This window comes from Actinacidiphila alni, assembly GCF_900112845.1.
Classification (GTDB): Bacteria; Actinomycetota; Actinomycetes; order Streptomycetales; family Streptomycetaceae; genus Actinacidiphila; species Actinacidiphila alni.
In genome coordinates this window covers 129,455-147,506 of the sequence record NZ_FONG01000002.1, presented here as the reverse complement: position 1 = coordinate 147,506, position 18,052 = coordinate 129,455, and the positions used below count along the sequence as shown (strand labels likewise).

The 18,052-nt window shown below is 72.7% G+C and carries 16 protein-coding genes; 7 read left to right on the top strand and 9 right to left on the bottom strand.

Going from position 1 to position 18,052, the window contains the following annotated elements; translation table 11 throughout:
• Positions 1–32 precede the first annotated feature (32 nt).
• Entirely contained in the window at positions 33–1,574 is a 1,542-nt protein-coding gene (locus BM076_RS03490) for an alpha/beta hydrolase (protein ID WP_107416925.1), read from the top strand.
• Here BM076_RS03490 and BM076_RS03485 read toward each other — a convergent pair.
• Positions 1,549–2,190 (bottom strand): hypothetical protein, encoded by a 642-nt coding sequence (locus tag BM076_RS03485; protein WP_093711849.1) that lies wholly within the window; start codon positions 2,188–2,190, stop codon positions 1,549–1,551. The two genes, BM076_RS03490 and BM076_RS03485, sit on opposite strands and share 26 nt — an antisense overlap.
• A 93-nt stretch (positions 2,191–2,283) precedes the next feature.
• Here BM076_RS03485 and rpmG point away from each other — a divergent pair, with 93 nt between their 5' ends.
• Positions 2,284–2,448 carry a 50S ribosomal protein L33 gene (rpmG, locus tag BM076_RS03480; RefSeq protein WP_093711848.1) on the top strand — a complete coding sequence of 55 codons (165 nt, stop codon included), beginning with the start codon at positions 2,284–2,286 and terminating at the stop codon, positions 2,446–2,448.
• 69 nt (positions 2,449–2,517) lie between these two features.
• Here rpmG and lysA read toward each other — a convergent pair whose 3' ends face one another.
• The 4 genes from lysA to BM076_RS03460 all read right to left on the bottom strand — a co-directional run bounded on the left by lysA (position 2,518) and on the right by BM076_RS03460 (position 8,680).
• Positions 2,518–3,861, bottom strand: coding sequence for a diaminopimelate decarboxylase (gene lysA, locus BM076_RS03475; protein WP_093711847.1), 1,344 nt, complete (start codon positions 3,859–3,861; stop codon positions 2,518–2,520).
• A 23-nt stretch (positions 3,862–3,884) separates the two neighbouring features.
• Positions 3,885–4,184 carry an SAV_915 family protein gene (locus BM076_RS03470; protein ID WP_322934418.1) on the bottom strand — a complete coding sequence of 100 codons (300 nt, stop codon included), beginning with the start codon at positions 4,182–4,184 and terminating at the stop codon, positions 3,885–3,887.
• 168 nt (positions 4,185–4,352) lie between these two features.
• Entirely contained in the window at positions 4,353–6,329 is a 1,977-nt protein-coding gene (locus tag BM076_RS03465) for an APC family permease (protein WP_093711845.1), read from the bottom strand.
• Between the two features lie 275 nt (positions 6,330–6,604).
• The gene (locus BM076_RS03460; RefSeq protein ID WP_093711844.1) at positions 6,605–8,680 is read right to left on the bottom strand and encodes a glycosyl hydrolase family 28-related protein; all 2,076 of its coding nucleotides are present in this window, start codon (positions 8,678–8,680) and stop codon (positions 6,605–6,607) included.
• A 324-nt stretch (positions 8,681–9,004) separates the two neighbouring features.
• Here BM076_RS03460 and BM076_RS03455 point away from each other — a divergent pair, with 324 nt between their 5' ends.
• Positions 9,005–11,146 (top strand): caspase, EACC1-associated type, encoded by a 2,142-nt coding sequence (locus BM076_RS03455; protein WP_093711843.1) that lies wholly within the window; start codon positions 9,005–9,007, stop codon positions 11,144–11,146.
• Positions 11,147–11,151: 5 nt separating this feature from the next.
• On the opposite strand, the gene BM076_RS03450 is transcribed toward BM076_RS03455, so the two are convergent.
• Positions 11,152–11,826, bottom strand: coding sequence for a hypothetical protein (locus BM076_RS03450; RefSeq protein ID WP_093711842.1), 675 nt, complete (start codon positions 11,824–11,826; stop codon positions 11,152–11,154).
• Positions 11,827–11,901: 75 nt separating this feature from the next.
• Between BM076_RS03450 and BM076_RS03445 the strand changes: the two genes are divergently transcribed.
• Positions 11,902–12,513: a hypothetical protein gene (locus tag BM076_RS03445; RefSeq protein ID WP_143120514.1), complete on the top strand. Its 612-nt coding sequence runs from the start codon at positions 11,902–11,904 to the stop codon at positions 12,511–12,513.
• A 15-nt stretch (positions 12,514–12,528) separates the two neighbouring features.
• Here BM076_RS03445 and BM076_RS03440 read toward each other — a convergent pair whose 3' ends face one another.
• Positions 12,529–13,119, bottom strand: a complete 591-nt coding sequence (locus BM076_RS03440; RefSeq protein ID WP_177246309.1) for a Rossmann-fold NAD(P)-binding domain-containing protein — start codon at positions 13,117–13,119, stop codon at positions 12,529–12,531.
• Positions 13,120–13,135: 16 nt separating this feature from the next.
• On the opposite strand from BM076_RS03440, the gene BM076_RS35540 reads away from it, so the two are divergent.
• On the top strand, positions 13,136–13,660 hold the full coding sequence (locus tag BM076_RS35540; protein WP_245795697.1) for a TetR/AcrR family transcriptional regulator: 525 nt from the start codon (positions 13,136–13,138) through the stop codon (positions 13,658–13,660).
• 10 nt (positions 13,661–13,670) lie between these two features.
• Here BM076_RS35540 and BM076_RS03435 read toward each other — a convergent pair whose 3' ends face one another.
• Positions 13,671–14,708 carry a phosphatase PAP2 family protein gene (locus BM076_RS03435; protein ID WP_093711840.1) on the bottom strand — a complete coding sequence of 346 codons (1,038 nt, stop codon included), beginning with the start codon at positions 14,706–14,708 and terminating at the stop codon, positions 13,671–13,673.
• Positions 14,709–15,005: 297 nt separating this feature from the next.
• On the opposite strand from BM076_RS03435, the gene BM076_RS03430 reads away from it, so the two are divergent.
• The gene (locus BM076_RS03430; RefSeq protein ID WP_093711839.1) at positions 15,006–15,494 is read left to right on the top strand and encodes a MarR family winged helix-turn-helix transcriptional regulator; all 489 of its coding nucleotides are present in this window, start codon (positions 15,006–15,008) and stop codon (positions 15,492–15,494) included.
• Between the two features lie 325 nt (positions 15,495–15,819).
• Here the strand turns inward: BM076_RS03430 and BM076_RS03425 are convergent, their stop codons facing one another.
• Positions 15,820–16,935 (bottom strand): XdhC family protein, encoded by a 1,116-nt coding sequence (locus tag BM076_RS03425; RefSeq protein WP_093711838.1) that lies wholly within the window; start codon positions 16,933–16,935, stop codon positions 15,820–15,822.
• A 225-nt stretch (positions 16,936–17,160) separates the two neighbouring features.
• Between BM076_RS03425 and BM076_RS03420 the strand changes: the two genes are divergently transcribed.
• Positions 17,161–18,051: an FAD binding domain-containing protein gene (locus BM076_RS03420; protein WP_093711837.1), complete on the top strand. Its 891-nt coding sequence runs from the start codon at positions 17,161–17,163 to the stop codon at positions 18,049–18,051.
• Position 18,052: the final 1 nt, after the last annotated feature.

The following is an 18,052-nucleotide window of genomic DNA, read 5'->3' as shown; positions in this document are numbered from 1 at the left end:
GGCCGGACGTAACCGACCGAGGAGAGTGCGGCGTGACGACCTTCATCCTGGTGGCAGGTGCTCATACCGGCGGCTGGATCTGGCAGGAGACCGCGGAACGGCTGCGGGCGGCCGGGGCGGCGGCCCTTCCGGCCGCGCTCACCGGTCTCGACGGCGGCCCGGGCGGTGGCGGGGCGCCGCCCGGCACCGATCTGGAGACGCACATCGCCGATGTGCTGGCGCTGATCGACGACGCGGACCCGTCCATCGAGTCCCGGGACCTCGTCCTCGTCGGCCACGACTACGGCATCCACCCCGTGCTCGGCGCCGCCGGCCGCCGCCCGGAGCGGGTCGCGCGCGTCGTCCACCTGGACACCGGCATCCCGAGGGACGGCGACCCGCCGCTCGCCCTGATCCAGGACGCCGGGCTCCGCGAGAGCGTCACGTCGTCCGCCGGCCCGCTCCTGCCGCCGCCGTCCGCCGACGACTGGCCGCGGTACGGCAGTACGGCCGGCGTCCCGCCGGAGGCGCTGGCGCGGCTGGCCGAACGGGCGGTGCCGCAGCCGCGCGCCACCCTGACGCAGCCGCTGCGGCTCACCGGCTCCGCCCCGCCGCTGCCGACCACGGGCGTCTTCTGCACCGAGAACGGCTCTTCCATCGCCCTGGTCGAGTCGCTGGTCGGGCTCGGCGACCCCCGGTTCGCCGTCCTCGCCGCGCCGCACGTCGACTTCCTCGACCTGGCCACCGGGCACTGGCCGATGCTGTCCGACCCGGCCGGACTCGCGGACGTCCTGCTGCGGGCGGCGGCGGGGGAGGGGCACCAGCTCGCCCCCCGGAAGCCCGGTCAACAGCCCGCCCCGCAGCGGCCGTTCCCCGTACCCGTACCGGAGCACGCCCGCGAACGGCACGGCGATGTCGACCTCCACCTGCCCGCCGACACCCAACACCCCGCGCCCGCTGTCCTGTTGGTACATGGCGGCCCCGTCCCCGCGGGCGTCCGCCCGACGCCCCGCGACTGGCCGTCCTTCCGCGGTTACGCCCAACTCCTCGCCTCCCGGGGTGTGGTGGGCGCGGTCGTCGACCACCGCCTGCACGACATCACGGACTTCGCGCGCGCCGCCGACGACGTCGCGGCCGCCGTCGCCCTGCTGCGCGCCGACCCGCGCGTCGACCCCGACCGCGTCGCCCTGTGGTTCTTCTCCGCGGGCGGCCTGCTCTCCTCGGACTGGCTCGCGGCCCCGCCCCCATGGCTGCGCTGCGTCGCCCTGACCTACCCCGTCCTCGACCCGCTCCCCAACTGGGGCCTGTCGGCGACCCGTTTCCACCCCGCCCCCGGCCCCCTCCCGGTTGTCCTCACCCGCGCCGGCCGTGAACACCCGGCCATCGCCACCACGGTCACCGCCTTCCTCACCGCGGCCCGCACCGCCGCGACCCCCCTCGACCTGGTCGACGCCCCCGAGGCCCACCACGCCTTCGAATCCACCGACCCGCCCACCGTCACCCGCCCCGCGATCCTCGCCACCACGACCGCCCTCCTCCGCCGCCTCACCGCGGCCACCGGGCCTGGTGTCAGTCCAGGGACGAGCCGAGGCTGATCACGAGGCGGACGGTCGGGAATTGGGTGTCGACCTCGGTGCACAGGGGGCGGCGGTCGAGGAACCAGCCGTTGGGGTGGCAGGTGGGGGTGGGGCGGTCCAGGGCGGCGATGATCTGGGTGCGGGTCAGGTGGGTGGTGGTGCCGATGTCGAGGACGCGGTAGCAGCTGCCGGAGCCGCAGCCGGTGGACCGGGCGGTGACGGTCAGGCCCGGCGGCAGGTCGGGGACGGCGCTCGCCGGGGGTGTCTCGCCCTCGCCGGACAGGCCGAGGAAGAACAGCGACGTCACGAGGGTGACGGAGGACTGGAGGATCAGGATCCCGACGGCGGTGTTCCTGCGGTGGCCCCAGGCCGTGTCGGGGCGGCCCTCCTGCTGGCGTTCGAGGGCGACGCCGAAGAGCACTACCAGCAGCGTCACCGCCGTGTAGAGGGCGTGCACGTCGGGGCGGGGCGCCGCCACCCACTCGTTCTGCACCGCGACCAGCAGGCCCGCGCCCGCGAGCAGCACCGCGCCGACGCCGAACCCGATCGCCCTGGTCCGCGCCAGGCACGCCCAGGCGAGCAGCGGCAGCGCGGCGACGAACACCCCGACCACGAACAGCACGACGACCCCCATGCGGCAAGGGACGCGGACCGGTCGGGGCCGGTTCCTCCGAGGCCGGGCCTCTCCACCTCTTGACAATGGAAATCGTTTTCGTACAGTGAAGGCATGGCACGCAACGAGACCCGCCCCGTCATCAAGCTCCGTTCCACCGCCGGCACCGGCTTCACGTACGTCACGCGCAAGAACCGCCGCAACGACCCCGACCGGATGACCCTGCGCAAGTACGACCCGGTCGCCGGCCGGCACGTCGACTTCCGCGAGGAACGCTGACCGCGGCGGTCCCGGAACCCACGAAGGCGCCCTCTCCCGGGGGCGCCTTCGTGCCGTTCGCCCGACGTCCTACTCGCCCACGTCCCGGGCGCGCAGGTCCGCCAGGGACTCGCGGCGGACGAGGAGGCGGGAGGTGCCGGAGGTGACGGCGACGACCGGGGGGCGGCCGACCATGTTGTAGGTGGAGGCCATCGCCAGGTGGTAGGCGCCGGCGACGGGGACGGCGAGGAGGTCGCCGGGGTGGATGTCGGCGGGGAGTTCGACGTCGGCGGCGAGGATGTCGCCCGCCTCGCAGTGCCGGCCGACGACCGTGGCGGCGGCGGTCGTACGGGTGGCCGTACGGCCGATCAGGCGCGGGGCGTAGCGGACGCCGTAGAGGGCGGGGCGCGGGTTGTCGCTCATGCCGCCGTCGACGGCGACCAGGAGGCGGTCCGGGGTGTGCTTGACGGCCAGCACGCGGTAGAGGGCGACGCCCGCCGGGCCGATGACGGCGCGGCCGGGCTCGATCGTCAGGCGCGGTACGGGCAGGTCGGCGCGGGCGCAGCCGTCGGCGAGTTCGGTGCGGACGCGGGCGGCCAACGCCGTGATGTCCAGGGCGGGTTCGCCCGGGCGGTAGGCGACGGCGTGGCCGCCGCCGAGGTCCAGCTCGGGCAGGGCCACTCCGTGCTGGTCGCGGATCCTGGCCAGCAGCCCGACCAACCGCCGTACCGCCGCCACGTACGGCTTGACCGTGGTGATCTGCGAGCCGATGTGGCAGTGCAGGCCGGTGAGTTCGAGGCCGGGCTGGCCGAGGATGCGGTCGACGGCGTGCTGCGCCGAGCCGTCGCCGATGGACAGGCCGAACTTCTGGTCGTCGGTGCCCGTGCGGACCGCCGGGTGGCCGCCGGCCACCACTCCGGGCACCACCCGCAGCAGCACCTTCTGCCGGCTGCCGCGCGGCAGCAGCGACGCCAGCCGGGCGATCTCGGTGCCGTTGTCGATGACGATCCGGCCCGCGCCGAGGCGGACCGCCGCCCGCAGGTCACCCGGGCTCTTGGCGTTGCCGTGCACGACGACGCGGTCCGGCGGGAAGCCGGTCGTCACGGCCAGCTCCAGCTCGCCCGCCGAGCACACGTCCAGGCCCAGGCCCTCCTCGCACATCCAGCGCGCCACCGCCCGGCACAGATACGCCTTCGCCGCGTACACGACGTCCGCGTCGGGGAAGGCCGCGCGGTACATCCGGGCCCTGGCCCGTACCTCGTCCTCGTCCAGGACGTACAGCGGTGTCCCGAAGCGGTCCGCCGCCTCCGCCATCGACACCCCGCCGACGCTCACGTCCCCGTCCGGGCCGGGGCGGGCCGACGCCGGCCACACCGACAGGCCGTCGTCGCTCAACGGGACCGCCTCCGGCGGGGTGTTCAGGGAGATCGACATCTCCTGCCTCCTCCTGCCTCTCGCTACGCGGCCAGTACGGGGGCCGGCGCCGCCACGGGTGCGGGCGCCGGCGCCGTCAGCCTCGGGTCGATCCGCAGCGCCGTCACCCCGAGCGGCGCGGTGAGCGCGCGCAGCGCCCGCTCGGACAGCCGGATCCACGGCTGCGCCGGACCGAGCGTGCGGACCAGCCGGTCCTCGCCGGTGAAGGCCACCGCGGTGCGGGTGCCGAGCGGCGAGCGGAACAGCCGCGCCGTCCAGCAGCCCGCCGGACCCGGTCGGACGGGGACGAAGAGCGGGGCATCAAGAGGGTCGGCTGTCTCCACGGGGGTGCTCCTTCGGTGCGGGATCCTGCGGCTTCTCCTCCACCTTCACCCCGCCCGGGCCCGGGCCCCGACCCCCTGACGCCTGCTTGACGCCTACGGCGCGTTCCCACACGTTCCCCTTACGGAATGCGTGCCCTTCGCCCCTGTCGGGCACCCCCTGCCAAGGGTTCAGCCCACGTGGACGCGGGGGCGGCGGGCGCGGTCGGGCTCGGCCTCGCGGAGGACCTCGCGGGTGACCGGGGCGACCTCGCCGTGGCCGAAGAGGAAGAAGCGGAGGAAGTTGGCGAAGGGGCCGCCCTCGGTCCACTCGAAGTAGATGTGCGGCTTGCAGCCGGTGGTGTCGCGGACGTGGAGCAGGAGGGCGGCCAGCGCGTTGGGGACGGAGGAGCTTTCCAGGGACAGCACGCGGTAACGCCCGTGCAGGACGTGCCCGGTGACCTGGAGCGCCGACTCGAAGTCGGACGCGTCGGTGACGGTGACCTCGACGAAGACCAGGTCGTCCTCGGCCGGGATGTCGTTGTCGGCCCGGATCTGCTGGACCTTGTCGCGGTATTCCGCCGCGTCCCGCAGCCCCGGCTCGTTGGCGATGAAGCGGATGCGGCGGCTGGCGATGTCGCGGACGAAGCGCTGTGCCATGGGGTCCAACTCGACGCCGGTGACGCGCAGTTCGAAGGCGCGGGCGAGCCGGGACAGCAGCGAGACGAGGATGATCCCGGCGATGAAGCAGGCACCGATCTTGACGCCGTCGGGCCGCTCGACGACGTTGACGACGGTGGTGTAGAGGAACACCACCGAGATCACCGCGAAGCCGACCGCCCAGCGTCGCTGCCGGGCCTCGCGGGCGGCGATGGTGACGGCGAGCGCGGCCGAACTCATCAGCACCAGCACGCCGGTGGCGTACGCGCCGCCCTGCTTGTCGACGCTTGCGTCGAAGATCCAGGTGACGAGGAAGGCGACGAGGATGAAGACCAGCACCATGGGCCGGACCGCGCGGGCCCAGTGCGGGGCCATCCCGTAGCGCGGCAGGTAGCGCGGCATCAGATTGAGCAGGCCGGCCATCGCGGAGGCGCCCGCGAACCAGAGGATGGCGATGGTGGAGAAGTCGTAGACGGTGCCGAAGGCGGAGCCGAGGTATTCGTGCGCGAGGTACGCGAGCGCGCGGCCGTTGGCCTGGCCGCCGGTCTCGAACTCCTTCTTCGGGATGAGCACCGTGGTGATGAAGCTGGTGCAGATCAGGAAGGCGCTCATGATGAGCGCGGCCGTCGTCAGCAGCTTCTTGGTGTCGCGGATCCGCCCGGCCGGGTGCTCCTCGGTGTCGTCGGGGTCGCCGGAGACATTGGGCATGACGGCGACGCCGGTCTCGAAACCGGACATGCCGAGCGCCAGCTTGGGGAAGATCAGCAGCGAGACGCCGATCATGACGAAGACGTTGCCGCGTTCCGCGGTGAGCCCGTGCGACCAGTCGGTGACGACGTGCCCGGCGGTCGCGACGTGCCAGAAGCCGGCCACCACGACAGCGACATTGAGCGCCAGATAGACGCCGACCAGCACCACCGCGATCCCGATGGCCTCCAGGAAACCCTTGAGGAAGACCGCGCCGAGCAGCGCGAGCAGGATCAGCGTGATGATCATCTGGTGGCTGTGCAGGGCGCCGGAGAAGTGCGGGTTCTCCACCAGGTGGGTGGAGGCGTCGGCGGCCGACAGCGTCATCGTGATCAGGAAGTCGGTGGCGGCGAAGCCCAGCAGGGTCAGGACGAACAGCTTGCCCTTCCAGAAGGACAGCAGCCGTTCCAGCATCGCGATGGAGCCCGCGCCGTGCGGACTCTCCTCGGCGACCCGCCGGTAGACCGGCAGCGCGCCCGCGAGCGTGACGACCACCAGCACGATCGTGGCGACCGGCGACAGCAGTCCGGCGGCGAGCGCCGCGATGCCGGGCTGGTAGCCGAGGGTGGAGAAGTAGTCGACGCCGGTCAGGCACATCACCCGCCACCAGCGCTGCCCCTTGTGCGGGGCGGTCTCGGCCGCCGCGTCCGCGCCGGCCGTCTGGTGCTTGCCCATGTCGGACAGGCCCTCCAGCAGCCAGGCGCGCAGACGGCTGCCGTGCGGCGGCGTGGCGGACCGCTCGGGCGGGACGGTCGTGGTCATCCGGGGGGCTCCTGGGGTGCGGCGGATCGGTCGGGCCATCGCGGATGACGGCCCGGCCAGCGTACGCATCGCGTACCCCGGACACGCGATCGGCCGCCCGGGGTGTTCCGGGCGGCCGACCAGCCATTTTGTCGTTCCGGCGGGGACTTTGCCGGGGTGCGGGCCCCCGGCGCGGTCACCGCGCCCCGCGAGTCTTAACGCTTTCTTAGCGCCTCGCGGCCGTACGGCCGTTCCGGTCCGGGTCCGGCCTCACGTACCGCCGGCCGCCGTACGGGTCACCACGCCGACGGGGCCGGCGGCGCCACGACCGGCGGGCGGTCGTCGCAGGTGATCGTGTTGGGCAGCTCCCACGGGGCGAGCCACGCCCCGGTCGTACCGCCGCCGTCGTTGCCGCCGAGGTCGGTGAGGGAGAACTCCGAGCCCGCGGGCGTGAAGTGGAAGGAGCCGCAGTTGTTGACGCCGACGGCGCCGACATTGCGCGCGTCCACGTTCTCGAAGCTCGCGGAGCCCGCCGTCCGGCCGCTGACCACCGAGGTGCCGGTGCCGTCGACCTTGATGTCCTTGAAGTGGACGTTGGTGATGGAGTACAGGTCCTTCACCGGGAAGTCCGAGACGAGCATGATCGCGTTGTAGGTGCTGTCGAGGAAGTTGTCCCCGGTCACCCGGATGTCCGCGTCGATGTTCTTCTCCAGCGCGTAGAACCAGATCGCGCCGAGCCCGATGTTCCAGTTCAGCTCGTACGTGCCCGCCCGCACCGTGGTGTTGTCGGTGATCCACAGGTGGCCGGTGAACGCCTCGGAGCCGAAGCGCGAGCCGACCTGGATGGCGCTGCCCTCGCGGATCGGGTCCGCGATCAGGTTGGCCGAGACAGTGTTGTCGGTGCCGCCGTAGACGGCGATGCCGTTGGCGAGCACCGGGGTCTGCACGGTGTTGTGGTCGATGGTGTTGCGCGCGTCCTCGGTCTTCTCCGACCACATCGCGAGCGCGTCGTCACCGGTGTTGCGCAGGAAGTTGTCGGAGATCGACGAATCGGTCACGCCGGTGTGGAAGTTGATGCCGTCCGCGATCTGGTCGACGATCACATTGTTGGTGATCTTGAGGTTGTGCATCGGCCCGTCGAACCACATGCCGACCTTGGTGTGCTGGATGTACAGGCCGTCGATGGTGGAGTTGCTGAGCGAGCCGCCGATGCCGTTGACCTGGTCGGTGTCGATCCGCTCGCGGACGTCGCCCTGGATGGCGAAACCGGACAGGTGGACGTTCGAACTGCCGCCGTCCGCCGCGTCCTTGCCGTAGAAGCCGACGCCCGTGTGGACGGACCCGTCCGGCGCGGGCTTGGCCAGGTCGACCTGGTGGCCCTTGATGGTGGTGTACCAGCTGCCCGCGCCCTCGATCGTCACATTGTCGACGACGATGTGCCGGTTGACCTGGTACGTGCCCGGCGGGATGTAGACCTTCAGGTGGGTGAGCCTGGCGAAGGCGATGGCCTTGTCGATGGCGTTCGCCGAGTCGCGGCGGCCGGTCGGATCGGCCCCGAAGGCAAGGACGTTGGCCGCGATGATGTCGACCTTCGGCGGCGCCACGAGCTGCGAGTCGAGCAGGTCGATGGTGGTGGTCGCGGCGGCGGCGCCCGCGGGCACCTTCAGCCGCACCTTGTCGCCCGCGCGGTACGTACGGCCGAGCGACAGCCGCTGCTCGTCGTAGAAGTGGTTGGGCCGGAAGGGCTTGGCGAACACCGGTGCCGGGGTGGTGTCCTGGGGGACACAGGAGCACTCGGTCACCCAGTAGTCGGGGTGCAGGATGTCGGCGTTCGGGTCGTTCGAGAACGGATACAGGTTGTAGAGCCACGCGTACTGCGAGGTGAGCGACATCGACTGCCGGTGGCCGCCGTTGACGGTCACGTCGAGCGGCGAGGTGATGCCGCCGCCTGACGGAGCGTCAGGAATGCTGTAGCGCACGGTGATCGCGTTGGCGGCGCTCGGCAGCGTGAACTCCACGTACTGGCCCGGCGTCAGCGACACCGCCTTGCGGCCCGACGCCTCCGCGGGCAGCGTGTACGCGTCCCGGCCCGGGCCGATGACCGTGCCGTTGGTGGCGGCGTTCTCCGCCTCCTGCTCGCTGAAGCCGACGGTCGCGCCGCGGCCGGCCACCAGGGCGGGGTCGAGCGCGGCCCGGGTCACCACCGGCCCGCCGCCGGCCGCGGCCTTCCCCGTACCGGCCATGGCCGTCGTGCCACCGGCCAGGATGCCGAACCCGACGGCGACCGCGGTCGCCGACGCCACGACGGCCGCGGCTCTTCGCCGCGGTCTGCCCGCCGGCTCCGCCGCGGCGGCTGTGCTGCTCCGAGACATCGAAAGCTCGTTTCTGTCGAGATCTGCCCGAGATCTGCCGAGAGGGTGAGGTGACAGTAGGTCGCGCGGATCGCGCACCACAAGGCTCGTGCGAAATGATTTCGCAACTTTGGCGATGAAGTACGGCTTGCAGTTGTCTTCTTGCACACTCCCGCATCAGTCGTTGCATCGTGACCCGCCGGGCGGGCCGCCGCCCGCGGGCCGCTCGGCGAACTCGGGCAAGTCGGTTCGGCCCCGGCCCGGCAGGGGGCAGAATCGGGGGGCGGACCGGGACCATGGCAAGGAACCGCGGTCGTGGACCTCGACGCGGGGAGAGTGGGACGAGTGGGGCGACGGCTGGCTCTGCTGATCGCGACGTACGCGCACGAGGACGCGGGGCTACGGCAGTTGACCGCGCCCGCGCACGACGCGGAGGCGCTCGGCGAGACGCTGCGCGACCCGGACATCGCGGGCTTCGAGGTCACCACGCTCGTCAACCAGCCGCATTACGAGGTCGGCCGGGCCATCGGCGAACTCTGCCGCGACCGGCGCCGCGACGACCTCGTACTGCTCTACTTCACCGGCCACGGCCTCAAGGACGACGCCGGCCGGCTGCACCTGGCGATGACCAACACCCGCCGCGACAACCTCGCGTTCACCTCGCTCCCCGCCGAACTCGTCGACCGGGCGCTGGCCGACTGCATGTCACGCCGCCAGGTGCTGATCCTCGACTGCTGCTACGGCGGCGCCTTCCCGGCAGCGGGCGGCCTCACCAAGTCCGACGGCGAGACGCACGCCCTCGAACCCTTCGGCGGCCGCGGCCGTACCGTCCTCACCGCCGCCGACGCCAGCCAGTTCTCCTTCGAGAGCGACGGCGAGCTGCGCGGCGGCACCGCCCGCTCGGTCTTCACCCACCACCTCGTCAACGGTCTGCGCGACGGCACCGCCGACCTCGACGGCGACGGTGACATCACGCTCGACGAGCTGTACGCGTACGTGCACGAGAAGGTCGTCGACGAGATGCCGCAGCAGCGGCCGAAGAAGCAGGCCGACGTCGAGGGCCAGATCGTCATCGCCCGCAACGTCCACTGGACGCTGCCCGCGCACCTGGCCAACTCCCTCGACAGCCCCATCGCCACGGACCGCCTCGGCGCCGTCGACGCCCTCGCCCGCCTGCTCCGCATCGGCAACCCTCTGGTGCGCGAGCGCGCGACGGCGGAGTTGGAACGGCTCGCGGAGGACGACTCGCGCCGCGTGTCGGCGGCGGCGAACGAGGTGCTGCGCTCGCAGATCCGGGAGCCGAGGGACGCCGAACCGCCGGACACGGAAGTACCGCACGTGGCGGAAGAGGGGCCGGAGCCGGCGGAGCCCTCGGTGGACACCCCCGCCTCGGTGACGGCGCCGGTGACGGCGCCCGAGCAGCCCGTCGTCGTGCCCGAGCAGCCCGCTCCGGCGGCCGCCCCCGGTTGGACCACTCGCGTCGACGGCGCTGTGCGCGCGCCGTTGATCGTGGCGGACGGAGTGCTGTACGTCTGCGGCGACGGCGGCTCCGATTCCGACGGCCATCACCTGTACGCGTTCGACGCCGCCACCGGCGAGCAGCGGTGGCGGCTCACCACCGACCAACCCGTGCGGTCCACGCCGGTCGTGGCGGGCGGCCTGGTCTTCGCCGCCACCGTCGGCGGCCAGTTGTACGCGGTCGACACCCTGTCCGGGACCGTCATGTGGACGTACAAGAACGCGAACAGGCAAAAGGCCGCCGCGGCGGTCGCCGCCCGTGGCCCATGGGTGTACTTCGTCGGCGGGTTCTATCTCCGCTGCTTCTATGTCACCGACCCGCACGAGCGCTGGCACCGCGGCGTGGGCATGTCCGACCTGCAGTGGGTGGCCGTGACCGCCGACCAGGTGTGGTGCGGCAACACCGGCCGCAACGCGTACGCGACCGACGCCGTGACCGGGAAGAAGGGACCCCGACTGGCCCTGCGCAATTCCTGGTCCTCGCCGCGGGCCGTCACGGAGGACGGACTCGGAATCCACATCGTCGGTGAGCACGACGGCGCGGTCTACCGCTTCGAAGCCGGTACCGGAACACAGGTCTGGCGCTGCGCCACCCTGAGCCCCGTGCGATTCTCCCCGGTCGTCGCGGACGGGCGGGTGTACGCGGGTGACGGTGACGGCAATCTGTACGCGATCGACGAGGCCACCGGAGCCCTGCGCTGGTGCGTCTCCGCCGGCACCGCGCTCAACGCGTCCCCGGCCGTGGCGGACGGCATCCTCTACGTCGGAGGCATGGACGGCAAGCTCTTCGCCTTCGACGCCGCCACCGGAGTCGGAATCGATCACCTGCCCACCGGGAACGCCATTCAGGCGACACCCGCGGTGGCGGGCGGGCTCGTCTACTTCGGCACCGACGGCGGTACGGTCCACGCGATCCGGGCGATCGTCAACGGCTCCGGCTCCGGCTCCGGGCGGGCCGCCGCCGTCTGAGCCGGTTACGCGTCGGCGTCCTCGGGCTTCTCGGCCTTCTCTTCCGACGTGTCGGCGTCCGAAGCCTCGGTCCCGGCGGCGGCCTCCGCCACTTCCTCGGTGGCCTTCTCCTCGGCGGCAGCCTTCTCCTCGTCGTCCTCGAAGTACGTGTCGAGCACCGACTCGAGTTCGGCCGTCCACGTCTTGAGGTCGGCCTTGGAGGGGGCCTCGACGTCGGTGTCGAACCAGCGGCGGCTGGAGGTGTAGACGGTCACGGAGAAGCGGCGGCCGAAGCGCGGGGTGTCGATCTCGACGGCGCCGATCTCGTCCCAGCCGAATTCGGCGGATTCCTCGTCGAGCTTGAAGGTGATGCCGGTGCGGTCGGCGGTGATCGAGCCGCGGCGGTCGGAGACGGTGAACACCGGCCCGGTGTCCTCGCCCTCCGCCGCCTCCTCGGAAGCGTCGGCGGACTCGGCGGACTCGGCGTCCTCGGCCTCGGACGCGACCTCGGCCTCGGGTGCCGTCTCCGGCTCGTCCTCCGGCGTCCCGGCCGGCTCTTTGTCCGCCGCGCCCGCGGCGAACGTGGACCCGGGCGGCACCTCGGCCGCGGACCTCGCGGGAGGCGTCAGGCCGGGGATGAACGCCGGGTCGAACCCGGCGGGCGGTATCGGCGGGGTGCTCTGCCCAGTTTTCTGCTCCACGGCGCGCAGTATGGCCGATGAACCTGTGTCGGCGACAGCCGTAACCGCCCCGCGGACCGCGATACGGTCACGATCGTGATGCACGTGTGGAAGGAACTGGACGCATCGGTCGCCGCCCGGCTCGCCGCCGCCTCCGAGGGCGAGCGCGCGGTCTTCGCGGCCGGGGTCGCCGAACGGCTGCTGCGGGCGCACGAAGCGCTGCCGCCCGCCGAACGGCGCCCCTTCACCGTGGGAACGCGCCCTCTGCTGGACGCGGTGTGGGCCGGCGCCCTCGGCGACACCGCGGCCTTCACGGACGTCAAACGGGCCCTCGGGACCCACTACTTGAGCGACTACTTCCACAACCTCGGCCAGGACGGCCCCGACGACGCCGACGAAAATGCGGCGGCGGCCGTGATCGCGGCGGCCGAGACGTATCTGCACGGCTGCGCGGACTTCGCCGTACGGGCGGGCGGCCGCGCGGTGGAGGCGGCGGACGCGTGGGACGGCGCCGAGCGCGACGCGTACGCGGACGACCCGGAGGAGGCGCTCGCCGAGGAGGTCCGCCGCCAGCTCCGCGACCTCGACCTGATCGCGACCCACGCCCCGACGCTGCGCCGCGCCCGTTTCGGCCTGCCCCCGGCCACGGTGACCGCCCTGCGCGCGGCGCTGCACGCCCCGCTCTCCCGTACGGACGACCTCTTGTAAGCAGGCGCGGGCCCCTCAGGCCCAGCGGTCGGCCGTGGCGCCGGTGGGCGCGTCGAAGTAGTCGCCCTCGTCGAGGTCCTGGAGGAGCGTCGGGTGGCGCGGGCTCCAGTCCAGGAGGTCGCGGGTGAGGCGGCCGGAGGCGGGGGCGTCGGTGGCGTACGCGGTGGCGAAGAACGGGCTGCCGAAGTGCGCGACGGCCTCCTCGGGGCCGAGGGAGCGGACCGGCAGGGCGAGCTTTTCCGCGATCTTCTCCGCTATCGACTTCAGGGTGAGATTCTCGGCCACACCGTGCAGGGCGCTGCCCGTGGGGGCGTGTTCGAGGGCGAGGCGGAAGAGGACGGCGGCGTCCGCGCGGTGGACGGCGGGCCAGCGGTTCACGCCGTCGCCGACGTAACCGGAGAAGCCCGCCGTACGCGCCGCCTGGACCATCATCGGGACGAAGCCGATGTCGCCGGGCCCGTGCACGGTCGGCGCCAGCCGGACCACGGACGCGCGCACGCCGTGCTCCGCGAAGGACAGGCAGGCCCGCTCGCCGGGGATACGGAAGTGGGCGAGCGAGCCGGTGTCGGCCGGGTCCGTCTCGACGCTCTCGCGCCCCGCGGCCATGGTGAAGGTCCCCGAGGTGACGACCAGCGGCTTTCCGCTGCCGGCCAGCGCCCCGCCGAGCGCGTCGACCGCCGCGCAGATCGCCCGGCGCGCGAATCTGACCGAGCGGTCCTTCTACCGGTGGTTCAGCGACAAGCGCGAAGTGCTGTTCGGGGGCGGCGAGCAGCTCCGGGAGTGCTATCTGACCGCGATCGGAGCCGTGCCCGACGGCACGCCGCCGCTCGACACCCTCATGGCCGCGCTCACCGCCGCCGCCGGGATCTTCCGCCCCCGGGACTTCCTGCGCGAACGGGCGGCCGTCATCGCCGCCAACCCGCCGCTCCAGGAACGGGAACTGGTCAAGATCGCGTCACTGGCCGGGACGATGAGCGACGCGCTCGTCGGCCGCGGCCACGACGCCAGGACCGCGCGGCTGGCCGCCGACGCCGCCATGGCCATCGCCCGCCTCGCGAACGAACGCTGGGTACGGGAGGACGGCGCCGACTACGGCGAGGTGCTGGCCCGCAGCCGCGCCGACCTGCGGTCCGTCCTCAGCGGCTGACCGCCGGCCCTCAGCGGTCGGCCCGGTCGCCGGTCCGTACGCGGGCCGGGTGCGGGCCCGGGGCGGCGGCGCCCGCGGGGAGCGGGTCGGGGGCCGGGTAGACGTAGGCCGGGCGGCCGAGCAGCAGCCGCTGGATCAGGAAGCCCAGGGACAGGGTGACCGCGCCGGCCACCGCGTCCGCGAGGAAGTGGTTGCCGGTGGCGAGGATGACGGTGAAGGTGAAGAACGGGTAGAGGATGCCCAGCACCCGTACCCAGGTGCGGCGGGCCAGCGCCGCGACCGTCAGACCGCTCCAGGCGGACCACACGATGTGCACGGACGGCATCGCCGCGTACTGGTTGGACAGCGACGACACGTCCTTGCTGTCCCACGAGCCCCAGGTGTGGTGGGTGACCACGGTGTCGATGAAGTTCTGGCCCTCCATCAGGCGCGGCGGCGCCAGCGCGAAGAAGGTGAAGCCGATCAGGGCCAGGAAGGTCGCCGCGTACAGCGCGGTGCGGGCGCTGCGGTAGCTGGCGGGGTGCCGGGCGTAGAGCCAGATCAGCACGCCGAGCGTCACGATGAAGTGCAGCGTCGCGTAGTAGTAGTTCATGCCGACGATCAGCCAGGTGACCTTGTCGAGCGCGTGGTTGATCGTCAGCTCGATGTCGACGTGCAGCGTCCGCTCGATGTTCAGGATGTCCGTGGCCCGGTGCAGCGCCGCCTCGTGGTGCTCGGGGGCGGCGCGGCGGGTCAGCGAGTACGTCTTGTACAGGACGACGCTGAAGATCAGCTCGACCAGCAGGTGCGGCCTGCCCAGCCGGCGCAGCCGCGCGGGCAGCAGCGGGCCGAGGCGGCGGCGCGGCGCGGCGGGGACGGCCTCGGGGGTCGCCCCGGCGGCTTCGGTCGCTTCCGCGGTCCCGGTGGTCCCGGTCGCCGCGCTGGTCCCGGCGGTCTTCGGCGCGGCGGGGGTGACGTCCGTACGGGTCGAGCCGCCGGCTCGCGACGGTTCGCTCTCGTCGTCGTCCGGGCGCGTGACGCGGGACGCGTTGCGCGTCGTGGACGTCATCGGCGCGCCTCCGGCGTACGGCAGGCCGCTGCGGGCAGGACCCGTCCCGGGTGCCGGGCACCTTCTGCGGGACCGGTGAGGTACGCCAGCAGCATGAAAGGATCACTCTCGCCGTACGGTCCGGCCGGGGCCGGCGGACTCGGACGAGATTACATCGGACACCGAAGTTTCCGTCGTCCGGGTGGCGATGATGTGAAGAGCCACCGTCGCCGCTCTCGCCCTTTTGGGGGCGCCTGCCCCGTATCCGGGAGTCCATGGGAAGCCCGGGCGTGACATCGCACGCTCTAGGCTCGGCATATGTCCCCGCACCACCCTGCGGTTTCCCCGCCGCGCCCGCTCGGCCCGCTCGGCAACGCCGTGGACGCGCGGCTGCTCACCGATGCCGTCACGCGGCTGCGGCGGGCGCTGCGTGCCGCCGCCGGCGACGACTCCGCCGAGGCGCTGCCCATGGCGCAGGCCGAGCTGCTCCAGGTGCTCGGTGAGCATTCGCCCGTACGGGTCGGTGATCTGGCCGCTCGGCGCGGGCTTGCCGCGAGTACGGTCAGTGGGCTCATCGGGCCGATGATCGCTGCCGGGCTTGTCGCCCGGGCCACCGATCCGGCCGACCGCCGGGCCTCCGTCGTGACCCTCACCCCCGCCGGGCGCTCCCGGCTCGACGCCTGGACCCGCGTCCACGAGCGCCGCATGTCCGCGGCTCTCGCTTCCCTGGAAGAGGGTGACCGATCCGCCGTCCGCGCCGCCCTCCCCGCCCTGTTCCGCGTAGCGGAACACCTGGGGGAAGCCTGATCTCCTTCGGAGGGAGGGTGCCCGATCAGGGCCGCGCCCCCTGTACCCGCGCCTCTGCGGAGGAGGGTGCCCCTTCAGGGGCTGCGGAGAAGGGATGCGCCTTTAGGGGCGCGGGGAACTGCGCGCCCAGCCGCAGCGCGCCTTCAGACAAAAAACCGCCCCCAGCGGGGCAGACGCTGTTTGTTTCGCGACCACCGGGCCGGTGGCGGGTTGCTCGCGCAGTTCCCCGCGCCCCTGTCGGGCACCCACTTCCGCCGGCGCAGCGCCGCGTCCCCGCGCCCCTAAAAGGGGCACCCCTCCTCCGCAGAGGGTGAGGACTCCGTCCTCAATGGTGGATGGGGCCCGGGGGAGCGTTGAGGAGGCGGCGGCCGGTGCCGCCCCAGGCGAGAGCAATGACCTCGGCCATGATCGCGACAGCGGTCTCCTCCGGGGTCCGGGCCCCGAGATCAAGCCCTATCGGCGAGGCGAGCCGCGCCAGCGAGGACTCGGGCACCCCGAGTTCCCGCAGCCGCCGCAGGCGATCCTCATGGGTGCGGCGACTCCCCATGGCACCGACGTACCGCGCCGGAGTGCGCAGCGCCCGCTCCAGCAGCGGCACGTCGAACTTCGGGTCGTGCGTGAGCACACAGATCACCGTGTTCTCGTCGACGGCCGTGCGGTCGAGGAAGCGGTGCGGCCAGGACACCACCAGCTCGTCGGCGTCGGGGAACCGCTTGCGGGTGGCGAAGACGGGCCGGGCGTCGCAGACGGTCACGTGGTAGCCGAGGAATTTGCCCATCCGGGCGACGGCCCCGGCGAAGTCGATCGCCCCGAAGACCAGCATCCGCGGCGGCGGCGCGAAGGACTGCACGAAGACCGCCACGTCGTCCCCGCGCTGCTCGCCCTCGGCGCCGACCCGTACCGTCCCGGTCGCGCCGCGGGCGAGCATGCCGCGGGCCCGCTCGACCAGGCCCGCGTCGAGCCGGGCGTCGCCGAGGGTGCCGGCGACGGTCTCCGGTGTGACGACGAGATCGTGCTCGGCGAGCGGGGTTTCGCCGGGGCCCGGCGGCCCGGACAGCAGGGAGGCGACGGCGACCGGCCGTCCGGCGGCGACCGCGTCGAGCACGCCGGGCAGCAGCGGGAAGTGCCCGGGGCCGGCCGGGCGGACGTAGATGTCGATGATGCCGCCGCAGGTCAGCCCGGCCTGGAAGGCGTCGTCGTCGCTGACGCCGTACGTGGTGAGGACGGGGGCGCCGGTGGCGATGACCTCGGTGGCGGCCTCGTAGACCGCGCCCTCGACGCAGCCGCCGGAGACGCTGCCGATGACGTCGCCGTTCTCGGCGACGGCCATGGCCGCGCCGGGCTGCCGCGGCGCCGACTTCCAGGTGCCGACGACGGTGGCGACGGCGTAGCGCGTCCCGGCCGCCTGCCAGGCGGCGATGCCCTCCGCGATGTCCCGCACGCGTGCTCCTCTCCAGAACACCCAGGGCCGTTGCCGTGAGGATGCGAACGCGGTGACCTGCGTGTCAACGGCTGCTTAACCCTTTGCTTAAGTCGGCGCGGCAGCCCCGGAGCATGAGTTAAGCACTCGCTTAATTCGCTGTTGACATCCCCGCGGCGCGGGCGCCCAATGTGCGCGACGACCCACGTGGAAAGCGTGGAACGCGCCGAGAACAGGGAGTCACGCATGCAGGTTCCCGCGCCGTTCGAGTACCAGCGCGTGAGCAGTGTCGACCAGGCGATCGGGTTGCTGGACCGGCTGGGCGACACGGCGCGGCTGGTGGCCGGCGGTCACAGCCTCATCCCGATGATGAAGCTCAGGCTGGCCAATTTCGAGTATCTGATCGACATCAACGACCTTCACGAGGAACTGGGGTACATCACCGAGGAACCGCGGACGATAAGGATCGGCGCGATGACCCGGCACCGCGAACTGCTGGAGTCGCGGGCGCTGGCCGACGCCTTCCCGATCTTCCGCGACGCCGAGCGCGTCATCGCCGACCCCGTGGTCCGCAACCGCGGCACCCTCGGCGGCTCGCTGTGCCAGGCGGACCCGTCCGAGGACCTGTCGGCGGTGTGCACGACGCTCGACGCGCAGTGCGTGATCCGCGGCCTGGACGGCGAACGCGTCGTGTCCATGGAGGAGTTCCACCGCGGCCCGTACGAAACGGCCGTCGGCGACGCGGAGATCCTCACCGAGGTGCGCTTCCCGATCCGGCCGAACGGGTCGAGCGCGTACGAGAAGGTCGAACGGCGGGCCGGGGACTGGGCGGTGGTCTCGGCGGGCGCCGCGGTCTGGCTGGCCGAGGACGGCACGGTCGCCGACGCGCGCGTCGGCCTGGCCGCGGTCGGCCCCAACACCGCGGGCATCCCCGGCATCGCGGACGCGATGCGCGGCCACGCGCCGTCCGAGGAGCTGTACGCGCGGGCCGGCGCGATCGCCGCGAACGCGGCCGACCCGGTCACCGACCGCAGGGGCAGCGCCGAGTACAAGCGGCACCTGGCCAAGGAGCTGACCGTACGCGTGCTGCGCGAATCCGTCGCCCGTATCCGCGAGCAGCACCGACAGGGAGCGTGAT

Bases quoted from the DNA above. Each gene is read 5' to 3' on its own strand.
- BM076_RS03485 (WP_093711849.1), bottom strand. From the start codon at position 2,190: ATGGGGGTCGTCGTGCTGTTCGTGGTCGGGGTGTTCGTCGCCGCGCTG.
- rpmG (WP_093711848.1), top strand. From the start codon at position 2,284: ATGGCACGCAACGAGACCCGCCCCGTCATCAAGCTCCGTTCCACCGCC.
- lysA (WP_093711847.1), bottom strand. From the start codon at position 3,861: ATGTCGATCTCCCTGAACACCCCGCCGGAGGCGGTCCCGTTGAGCGAC.
- BM076_RS03465 (WP_093711845.1), bottom strand. From the start codon at position 6,329: ATGACCACGACCGTCCCGCCCGAGCGGTCCGCCACGCCGCCGCACGGC.
- BM076_RS03460 (WP_093711844.1), bottom strand. From the start codon at position 8,680: ATGTCTCGGAGCAGCACAGCCGCCGCGGCGGAGCCGGCGGGCAGACCG.
- BM076_RS03440 (WP_177246309.1), bottom strand. From the start codon at position 13,119: ATGGCCGCGGGGCGCGAGAGCGTCGAGACGGACCCGGCCGACACCGGC.
- BM076_RS03435 (WP_093711840.1), bottom strand. From the start codon at position 14,708: ATGACGTCCACGACGCGCAACGCGTCCCGCGTCACGCGCCCGGACGAC.
- BM076_RS03430 (WP_093711839.1), top strand. From the start codon at position 15,006: ATGTCCCCGCACCACCCTGCGGTTTCCCCGCCGCGCCCGCTCGGCCCG.
- BM076_RS03420 (WP_093711837.1), top strand. From the start codon at position 17,161: ATGCAGGTTCCCGCGCCGTTCGAGTACCAGCGCGTGAGCAGTGTCGAC.